10 protein-coding genes are annotated in these 8,836 nt (G+C 67.9%); 2 read left to right on the forward strand and 8 right to left on the reverse strand.

The genetic code is table 11. The features are described from left to right. Nucleotides 1–46: 46 nt before the first annotated feature. The 5 genes from pheS to infC form a co-directional block, all read right to left on the reverse strand. Nucleotides 47–1,120 (reverse strand): phenylalanine--tRNA ligase subunit alpha, encoded by a 1,074-nt coding sequence (pheS, locus tag AX690_RS21315; protein ID WP_066683042.1) that lies wholly within the window; start codon nucleotides 1,118–1,120, stop codon nucleotides 47–49. 121 nt (nucleotides 1,121–1,241) lie between these two features. Next, a complete protein-coding gene (gene rplT, locus AX690_RS21320) occupies nucleotides 1,242–1,598 on the reverse strand; it encodes a 50S ribosomal protein L20 (RefSeq protein ID WP_004625089.1) in 357 nt (118 codons plus the stop codon). Nucleotides 1,599–1,613: 15 nt separating this feature from the next. Beyond that, nucleotides 1,614–1,814, reverse strand: a complete 201-nt coding sequence (rpmI, locus tag AX690_RS21325; RefSeq protein ID WP_004625088.1) for a 50S ribosomal protein L35 — start codon at nucleotides 1,812–1,814, stop codon at nucleotides 1,614–1,616. Nucleotides 1,815–1,954: 140 nt separating this feature from the next. Next, nucleotides 1,955–3,148, reverse strand: coding sequence for an MFS transporter (locus AX690_RS21330; protein ID WP_066683041.1), 1,194 nt, complete (start codon nucleotides 3,146–3,148; stop codon nucleotides 1,955–1,957). Nucleotides 3,149–3,302: 154 nt separating this feature from the next. Beyond that, on the reverse strand, nucleotides 3,303–3,824 hold the full coding sequence (gene infC / locus AX690_RS21335) for a translation initiation factor IF-3 (RefSeq protein WP_066683040.1): 522 nt from the start codon (nucleotides 3,822–3,824) through the stop codon (nucleotides 3,303–3,305). Between the two features lie 235 nt (nucleotides 3,825–4,059). On the opposite strand from infC, the gene AX690_RS21340 reads away from it, so the two are divergent. Continuing rightward, nucleotides 4,060–4,659: a YitT family protein gene (locus AX690_RS21340; protein ID WP_066683039.1), complete on the forward strand. Its 600-nt coding sequence runs from the start codon at nucleotides 4,060–4,062 to the stop codon at nucleotides 4,657–4,659. A gap of 11 nt (nucleotides 4,660–4,670) precedes the next feature. Here the strand turns inward: AX690_RS21340 and AX690_RS21345 are convergent, their stop codons facing one another. Further along, the gene (locus AX690_RS21345) at nucleotides 4,671–5,642 is read right to left on the reverse strand and encodes a glycosyltransferase family 9 protein (protein WP_066683038.1); all 972 of its coding nucleotides are present in this window, start codon (nucleotides 5,640–5,642) and stop codon (nucleotides 4,671–4,673) included. Next, nucleotides 5,639–6,820 (reverse strand): glycosyltransferase family 4 protein, encoded by a 1,182-nt coding sequence (locus AX690_RS21350; protein WP_066683037.1) that lies wholly within the window; start codon nucleotides 6,818–6,820, stop codon nucleotides 5,639–5,641. Before AX690_RS21350 ends, AX690_RS21345 begins: the two co-directional genes overlap by 4 nt. Nucleotides 6,821–6,875: 55 nt before the next feature. Between AX690_RS21350 and AX690_RS21355 the strand changes: the two genes are divergently transcribed. Continuing rightward, on the forward strand, nucleotides 6,876–7,748 hold the full coding sequence (locus AX690_RS21355) for a carboxylesterase (RefSeq protein WP_066683036.1): 873 nt from the start codon (nucleotides 6,876–6,878) through the stop codon (nucleotides 7,746–7,748). Between the two features lie 2 nt (nucleotides 7,749–7,750). Here the strand turns inward: AX690_RS21355 and AX690_RS21360 are convergent, their stop codons facing one another. Continuing rightward, nucleotides 7,751–8,611, reverse strand: a complete 861-nt coding sequence (locus AX690_RS21360) for an SDR family oxidoreductase (RefSeq protein ID WP_066683035.1) — start codon at nucleotides 8,609–8,611, stop codon at nucleotides 7,751–7,753. Nucleotides 8,612–8,836: the final 225 nt, after the last annotated feature.

The following is an 8,836-nucleotide window of genomic DNA, read 5'->3' on the forward strand; positions in this document are numbered from 1 at the left end:
CCCACCCCCTGCCCCCTCCCCGCAAGGGGGAGGGGAGGGTTCGTTGTTAGCTCAGCCCGGACGCCGGGTTCGGCGCGGCGAACGCGCTGAAGCCGTAGTGCGACAGCCAGCGGACATCCGACGACCACATGTCGCGCAGGTCCGGCATGCCGTACTTCAGCATGCCCAGGCGGTCGACGCCCATGCCGAAGGCGAAGCCCTGGTACTCGTCCGGATCGATGCCGCAGGCGCGCAGGACGTTCGGGTGAACCATCCCGCAGCCCAGGATCTCGAGCCAGCTGGTCCCCTGGCCGATCTTGATCTCGCCGCCCGAGCGGTCGCACTGCACGTCCATCTCGGCCGAGGGCTCGGTGAACGGGAAGTGGTGCGGACGGAACTGGGTCGTGACCGCGTCGGTCTCGAAGAACCGCGCCAGGAAGGTCTCCAGGGTCCACTTCAGGTGACCCATGTGGATGCCCTTGTCGATCACCAGGCCTTCGACCTGGTGGAACACCGGCGTGTGGGTGGCGTCGTTGTCCACGCGATAGGTGCGGCCCGGCGCGATGATCCGGATCGGCGGCTTCTGCGACACCATGGTCCGCACCTGCACGGGGCTGGTGTGGGTGCGCAGCAGCATGCGTTCGCCCGTTTCCTTCGTATTGAAGAAGAAGGTGTCGTGCATCTCGCGAGCCGGGTGCTTCTCGGGGAAGTTCAGGGCCGTGAAGTTGTGGAAGTCGTCCTCGATGTCCGGACCTTCGGCGACGGCGAAGCCCATCTCGGCGAAGACCGCGACGATCTCGTCCATGGTCTGCATGGTCGGATGGACGGATCCCTTGCGGCGGTAGGGCGCGGGCAGGGACAGGTCCAGCGTCTCGCTGGCCAGGCGCGCGTCCAGCTCGGCGGCTTCCAGCGCGGCCTTCTTGGCGGCGATGGCCTCGGTGACCTTGTCGCGCAGGGCGTTGATGGCCGCGCCCTGGGTCTTGCGCTCCTCGGGGCTCATCGCGCCCAGGGTTTTCAGCAGGCCCGAGATCGAGCCGGTCTTGCCGACGGCGGCCACGCGGACGGCGTCGAGCGTCGAAAGATCGCCAGCGGCGGCCACCTGGGCCAGCACGTCGGCTTCGAGGGTGTTGAGATCGGTCATGACGGGCATCCGTCTAGAGGATTTGGTCGCGGGGGAGTAGGGGAGCGCGCAGCAAAAAGCCCTCCGGTTCGCACCGGAGGGCTTTTCAGGATCGATTAGGCTTCGAAAAGCCCAGATGTCCTTAGGCCAGAGCGGCGCGAACCTTGTCGGCGATGGCCTTGAACGCAACCGGATCGGCGCCGGCGATGTCGGCGAGGACCTTACGGTCGATCACGATACCCGCCACGTCCAGGCCGTGGATAAATTGCGAGTAGGTGAAGCCTTCCAGACGGGCGCCAGCGTTGATGCGCTGGATCCACAGCGAACGGAAGGCGCGCTTGCGCACCTTGCGGTCGCGGTAGGCGTATTGGCCGGCCTTGTCGACCGCGGCCTTCGCCGTGCGGATGGTGTTCTTGCGGCGCCCGTAGAAGCCCTTGGCTTGCTCGAGAACCTTCTTGTGCTTGGCGTGGGCGACGACGCCCCGTTTCACGCGAGCCATGTGTCAGCGCTCCTCTTACAGGCCGTAGGGCAGGTAGGTCTTGATGATCTTGGCGTCAGCCTCGGTCATGACCTTCGTGCCGCGCTGTTGGCGGATGTACTTGCCATTGTGGCCGATCAGGCGGTGGCGCTTGCCGGCGACGCCGGCCTTCAGCTTGCCCGTGGCGGTCAGTTTGAAGCGCTTTTTGGCGCCCGACTTCGTCTTCAACTTCGGCATTTCGCGTCGGAGCTTTCGCCCCGTCCTCTGGAAGCATGACGAACCGCCATGGCATGCCAATGGCCAGGCGGTTCCGGAAAGGCGGCGTTGCTACAGGAAAGACTCGCCGCTGGCAAGGGTTTGCGGCGCGGCGCCGCGCATCAGGCCGCGGTCTTGGTTCGGTGGATGATGGTCAGGGCGAAGGCGATCGCCGGAATCATCAGCGCCGAACCCAGCCAATAGGGACCTCCAGCCGCCAGGCCGAACAGCGGACCCGCCGTCAGCGGGCCGGCGATCCTCGCCAGAGAGCCGGCGGCCATGTTCAGGCCCAGCATCTGGCCTTGGCGGTCCGGCGGGCTGGCGCGGGAGATCAGGGCGGCCACGCACGGGAAGACCAGCGACTGGCCAAAGGCCGTGCAGCCCACCGCGACCATGGCCAGACTCGGATGCGGCGCGAACGGCGTCGCGAACAGGCTCAGCATGATGATGAAAAGACCGGTGGTCAGCACGCGGCTCTCGCCGAACCGGCGGGCCAAGCGTCCGGTCAGTAAGCCCTGGCCGAGCGAGGCGATGATCCCGATGATGGCGAAGCATAGCCCGACCTCGCGCGGCCCCCAGGAAAAGCGCGCATTGGCCCAGAGGCCAAAGATCGACTCCATGCCCGCGAAGGCGCCAGTCGAGACCAGGGTGACCAGCAGCACCCGCGACAGGATCGGGTGGGCGGCGGCTTGGGCCAGGGCCTGGCCCCGCCTGGGCTGGATGACGTCGGGAGCCGAACGCGCCCGGCTTTCGGTGACGAAGGCGACCACGCCGATGGCGGCTGCCGCGGCCATGCCGGCGGCGACGAAGAGCGGGATCTGGAAGCCGAGTTGCCCCGCGCTGGGATGCGCCAGCAGGCCGCCCAGCGAGGGGCCGATCACGAAGCCCGCGCCGAACGCCGCGCCCAAGAGGCCCATGCGGCCGGCGCGCTTCTCCGGCGGGGTCACGTCGGCCATGTAGCCCTGGATCGTCGAGATGTTGCCGCTGCCGAAGCCGCCGACCAGGCGGATGGCCATGGCGATCCAGATGTTCGGCGCGAAGGCCAGGGCGACATAGGCCACGGCGTTGGCGAGGATTGTCACGATCAGCACCGGCCGCCGGCCGATCCGGTCGGACAGGCGTCCCCAGAAGGGCTCGCCGAAGAACTGCCCCAGGCTGTAGGCGGCGAACATCGTCGTCACCTGCCAGGGCGCGGCGTTCATCGCCTTGGCGTAGAAGGGCAGCAGCGGAATGACCACGCCAAAGCCCACCAGGTTGATGAAGACAACCAGGAGCAGGACGGCGAGCGCGCGGGTGCTGTGAGCATTATCGGACATGGCGGGCGGGGGTTTACCCTCGAACCCTCCGCTTGGCGACCGCCGTTACGGCCGCGGCGCGTGTGGCGCCCTCCGAAAGAACGCTGAAGGTGCGGAACGCAAAACGCCCCGGCCGCGAGGCCGGGGCGTTTCGTTGTCTACCTGTGATCCAGTCCTAGCGCGGAGCCAGGATCATGATCATCTGCCGGCCTTCCATGCGCGGTTCGTATTCGACCTTGGCGACCTCGTCGAAGTCGGCCTTGACCTTCTGGAGCAGCTTCATGCCGAGCTCGGGGTGAGCCATTTCACGGCCGCGGAAGCGCAGGGTCACCTTGACCTTATCGCCTTCCTCGAAGAAGCGATGCATCGACTTGGCCTTCACTTCGTAGTCGTGAATGTCGATGTTCGGGCGGAGCTTGATTTCCTTGAGCTCGACGACCTTCTGCCGCTTGCGCGCCTCGTTCTTCTTCTTCTGCTCCTGGAACTTGAACTTGCCGTAGTCCAGGATCTTGCAGACGGGAGGATTGGCGTTCGGAACGATTTCAACCAGGTCCAGGCCAGCCTCTTCAGCCGCTTCCAGGGCGGCGGACGTCGGCATCTCGCCTTGCTTTTCGCCGTTCTGGTCGATCAGCAGGACGCGGGGGACGCGGATGTCTTCGTTGATACGCGGCCCATCCTTGACGGGCGGCGTTTGCATAGGACGGCGAATAGGGGCGGCTCCAGGGCAGTTGATAGGATTAGGCTAAACGCGTACGCGCCGCGCTGGGCGCGCCGCGAGAAACTGATATATGACGCGCCGGCCGCGCTCTATCAAGCGAAGGCGGTTAAAGAGACGTCGCCGGACCGCGTTTTTTCGGGGCTAACGGGCGACAAGGGGGAAACGGCGAGGCTGGGACGCGTGTCCTCCTGCCCAAGACTCCTGCCTGATCTCCATGAATCCGCATCGCCATACCGCCCTGGAGGACGTCCACGCCCTTCTGATCGGCTCCAGTTTCATCGCTGTCGGCCTGACCTTGCTGAAGGCCGCGGGCCTTGTCACCGGCGGCGTTGCCGGGGTGGCGCTGATTGTCTCCTACCTGAGCGGCTGGCCGGTCGGCGTCGTGTTCTTCGTCCTGAACCTGCCGTTCTATGTGCTGGCCCAGCGCACCCTGGGCTGGATGTTCACCTTCAAGACCCTAGCGACCAACCTGCTGCTGGCCGGCTTCGCCTGGGCCATGCCGCACTGGCTGAAAGTGACGGGCGTCGATCCGATCTTCGCGGCGATCTTCGGCGGCACGATCGTCGGCATGGGCATTCTGGCCCTGGCGCGGCATCGCTCCAGCGTCGGCGGAATCGGGGTGCTGGCGCTCTATCTGCAGGAGCGGCGCGGGATCAGCGCCGGCAAGGTGCAGATGGCGGCCGACTGCGTGGTCGTCGCCACCGCCTTCTTCACGATCAGCTTCGACAAGCTGCTGCTTTCGATCGCCAGCGCCGTGGCGCTGAGCGCTGTGATCATCGCCAACCACAAGCCGGGACGATACGCGGGCTACTGAGCGCCAGCGCCTCAGCGCGTCGTCAGCGCCATGGCCGCGCTGGCGACCGTGCTGACGGGCAAGGCCTGCAGATCGGGCGAGCGGATCACGGTCACGTGCCCGCGCGGGGCGCAGAGGTCCGGATCAGAGGCGTCGGAGAACAGGGCGATCGTCGGCGCGCCGGCGGCGGCCAGCAGGTGTGTCGGCCCGGTGTCATTGCCGACGGCCAAGGCCGCCTTGGCGCCGAGCAGGGCAAGCTGGGCGAAGTCGGTGCGGCCGGTCAGGTCTCGGGCGCCGGCGGCGGCCTTCTGGATCTGGCGGGCCATCGCGCTTTCCTGCGGCCCCCCGATGATCACGATGTCGAAGCCGCGCGCCTTCAGCAGGGACGCCAGTTGGGCGTAGAACTCGACGGGCCAGCGCTTTTCGGGGCGATGGGCCGAGCCGCCCGGCACCAGCAGGACATAAGGCTTGGGCTTGGCCGCGCCGGCGACAGGCGGCGCTTCCTTCCGCCGCTTCAGGATCCAGGACAGATCCGGCGCCGGCGCGCCGCCGGGCTCGGAGGGCGCGTCGGGCCAGATGCCGGCGGCCTTCAGCTGATCGGCCTGCCGCTCCAGCGTGTGCATCCGCAGGCGCGCCTTGCCCTTTTGCGGCAGGGCGCAGCCGAAGGCGATGCCATTCCATTGCGGCGGAAAGGGACGGAGCAGCTGGAAATACCAGTTGGTGCGGCTGTTGGTCTGCAGGTCATAGACCCGATCGTAGCCGGCCTTGCGGATCCGGCTGATCATGGCCAGGGTCTCGCCGAAGTCGCCGGGGCGCCCGTCCGTCTCGACGGCGTTGAAATAGGGGCTGAGCTTGGCCAGCGCCTCGAACGGCGGCGTGGTCAGCAGGGTGATCTTGGCCTTGGGATGCGCCTCGCGAATCTTCTTCATCGCCGCCAGGGCCAGGACGAAGTCGCCCAGCGCCCCCAGCTTGATGACCAGGACCTTCTTGATCTCCTTGCTCAAGACGAATGCTCCGCGGTCCGAGCTCGCAGAACGCGAGCATAGACATCGAGCGTGGCTTCGCACATCGCGTCCACCGAATACAACCTTCGCGCCCGCGTACGGGCCGCCTGGCCCATGACTTGGCGCTTCGCGGCGCCGGCTTCGCAGGCCTCCATCAGGGCGTTGGCCCAAGCCTCGGCGTCGCCGGGTTTCACCAGCCAGCCCGTTTCGCCGGGGACGACCGTCTCGCGCGTGGCGCCGTGATCCGCGGCCATCACCGGACGGCCCATCACCTGCGGCTCGACGGCCGTGCGGCCGAAGGCCTCTGGCTCCAGCGAAGGGGCGATAGCGAGATCGGCCAGCAGATAGGCCGCCGGCATGTCCTCGCAGTGGCCGACCAGCTTCACCCGATCCTCCAGGCCCGCGGCGGCGATGGCGTCGGTCAACTCGGCGCGATAGCCTTTGCGGCCCTGGTCGTCGCCGGCCAGCAGCAGCAGGATCCGGTCCTCGCCGCGCGCCTTCAGCAGCGCCATGGCCTCGACCAGCAGGCCCTGGCCTTTCCAGCGCGTCAGACGGCCGGCCAAAAGCACCTTCAGGCGGCGTTCGTCCTGAGGAACGCCCCAGGCCTCCGCCAAGGCCCGCACGCGGTCGCAGCCGACCATGCCGGGCTCGAAACGCGACAGGTCCACGCCGCGCGGGATCGCCACGACCTTTTCGGGGGGAAGCCCATGCTCCTGGATCACGTGCTGGCGGGTGTATTCAGAGTTGGCGATGACCAGGTCGCCCTTGGTCATCACCGCGTTGTACCAACGCTTCAGGTTGGACTTGGCGTTGTAGACGCCGTGATAGGTGGCGACGAACGGGGTCTTGGTGGCGTGGGCGGCCCACAAGGCGCTGAAGGCCGGGGCGCGCGAGCGGGCGTGGACCAGGCTGACCTTCTCCCGCCGGATCAGGTCGATCAGCCGCGCGGCGTTGCCCAGCATGACGAGCGGGTTCTTGGACTGGGCCGGCATCTGCGCCAGGCGGCCGCCGTCGGCGGTCAGGCGCGCGGCCATTCGTCCGCCCTTGGTCGCGACCAGAGCCTTGCCGCCTTGCGCCACCACCGCATGGGCGACATCAATCGTGGTCTGCTCCGCGCCGCCGGTTTCCAGCTCCGGCGTCACTTGCAGCAGGGTGAAATCGGGAGGTAGGTCGGACACACGACTCTCGCGAGGACAACGCGGGTCTAAGTAGCGAAAGGATCGAGGCGACGCCATGACCGAATCCCTAGGCGCCCTAACGCGCGAAGACGGCTCCCGGCTCGCTTTCCGGCGCATTTCGGGAGAGGGCGCGACGGTCGTCTGGCTGGGCGGCTTCCATTCCGACATGACCGGGACCAAGGCCCAGGTGCTGGCCGAGCAGGCCCAGGCCAGCGGCGGCGCCTATGTCCGCTTCGACTATTTTGGCCACGGCGAGTCCGACGGCGCGTTCAAGGACGGGACGATCAGCCGCTGGCGCGCGGACGCGCTTGCGGTCATCGACGAGCTGACCGAAGGCCCGCTCGTCCTGGTCGGTTCGTCCATGGGCGGCTGGCTGGCGTGTCTGGCGGCGATCGCGCGGCCGGACCGGGTCAAGGCCATGGTGCTGATCGCCCCGGCGCCGGATTTCACCGAGAAGCTGATGGCCCCCGAGCTCTCCGACGAGGCCAAGGCCGCGATCGCGCGCGACGGCCTCTGGATTCGCCCGTCCGAATACGACGACGGCGGCTACCCGATCACGCGGGAACTGCTGGAAGACGGAGCGCGGTGGTCGATCCTGCCGGGTCCTGTGCCGATCGATGTCCCGGTGCGCGTCCTGCAGGGCGGCGCGGATCCGGACGTGCCGTGGACCCACGCCTTGGAGCTGGCCAACGCCCTGACCAGCCAGGACGTGGTCTTCACCCTGATCAAGGACGGAGACCACCGTCTCTCGCGTCCACAGGACCTGGAGCGTCTGGTCGCCGCCGTTTCCGAGGCCAAGGGCCTGGCCGAGCCGGAGGAGGGCGATCTTGTCAGCCGTCGTCTGGCGCGCGCTGCGCGACTGCGGAACGCCGCCGGCCTGGAAGCCGTCGGTATCACCCCGCGCCTGCCGGCGATCGACGACGAATAGGCCTAGCCGCCCGCCTGCAAGATGGCCGCGAGTCCTTCGCGATAGGTCGGGTAGGCCGGTCGCCATCCCAGCTCGGCCTTGGCGCGCGCGTTCGAGACGCGCTTGTTCTCGGCGTAGAAACGGCGCGTAGCCGGAGACAGGCCCAGTTCGTTGAACGGCAGGTCGGGCGGGACGGGAACGTCCAGCAGGCGCGCGGCGTGCTCCATCACGTCCTGCGGCGGGGCGGGTTCGTCATCGACCAGGTTGTAGACGCCGCCCGCGCGGGGCTTGTCCAGCGAGGCCAGCAGACCCAAGACGATGTCGTCGACATGGATGCGGCTGAACACCTGGCCGGGCTTGACGATCCGGCGGCCTTCGCCCGCGCGCAGTCGGTCCAGCGCGCTGCGGCCGGGCCCATAGATGCCGGGCAGGCGGAAGATGGCGACGGTCAGGCCCATGCCGCGCCCGACCTCCTGCCAGTCGCGCTCGGCCCCGACCCGGCGGGCGCCTTCGACCGACTGCGCCTTCAGCGGCGAGGTTTCGAACACCCAGCGGCCGTCGAAGTCGCCATAGACGCCGGTCGTCGACAGATAGCCGATCCAGTCCGGGAAGGCCTGCGCCTGGGCGAGGGCGGGGACGATCGATTCGAGCGCCGGGCAGCCGTCCGGACCGGGCGGAGCGGTGATCAGGATCGCGTTCACGCCGGTTAGCGCCCGCGCCATGGCGTCGCGGTCGGCGGGATCGACGGCTTCGACGCCCCGGGCTCGCAGCGCCTCGGCCTGTCCGGGATTGCGCGCGCTGGCGGCGACGGCCCAGCCGCGCGCCCGTAAGGCGTTGGCGAAAGCCGCCCCCACATAGCCCAGACCAAATACGAACAGACGCAACGCCAGGACTCCGCCCCCAGACCGCCGGACGAAAACCCGGCTGAAACCCGGTCAGATCAAGGCGTCGAAAAAAGCCGCTTCGCAACCCCTCAAAGGGCGCTTGCAAACCGCGAAGCGCTCTGCCATAAGCCGCCTCCTCGTCGCGGGGCGCTTCACCAAGCCCCTCCGATGCGGGCGTAGCTCAGTGGTAGAGCGCCACCTTGCCAAGGTGGATGTCGAGAGTTC

Source organism: Caulobacter sp. CCH9-E1, from assembly GCF_001556515.1.
Lineage (GTDB): Bacteria > Pseudomonadota > Alphaproteobacteria > Caulobacterales > Caulobacteraceae > Caulobacter.

Excerpts from the sequence above, each read along its gene's own strand:
- infC (WP_066683040.1), bottom strand. The coding sequence starts at position 3,824 with ATGCAAACGCCGCCCGTCAAGGATGGGCCGCGTATCAACGAAGACATC.
- AX690_RS21330 (WP_066683041.1), bottom strand. The coding sequence starts at position 3,148 with ATGTCCGATAATGCTCACAGCACCCGCGCGCTCGCCGTCCTGCTCCTG.
- AX690_RS21355 (WP_066683036.1), top strand. The coding sequence starts at position 6,876 with ATGACCGAATCCCTAGGCGCCCTAACGCGCGAAGACGGCTCCCGGCTC.
- rplT (WP_004625089.1), bottom strand. The coding sequence starts at position 1,598 with ATGGCTCGCGTGAAACGGGGCGTCGTCGCCCACGCCAAGCACAAGAAG.
- AX690_RS21340 (WP_066683039.1), top strand. The coding sequence starts at position 4,060 with ATGAATCCGCATCGCCATACCGCCCTGGAGGACGTCCACGCCCTTCTG.
- rpmI (WP_004625088.1), bottom strand. The coding sequence starts at position 1,814 with ATGCCGAAGTTGAAGACGAAGTCGGGCGCCAAAAAGCGCTTCAAACTG.
- pheS (WP_066683042.1), bottom strand. The coding sequence starts at position 1,120 with ATGACCGATCTCAACACCCTCGAAGCCGACGTGCTGGCCCAGGTGGCC.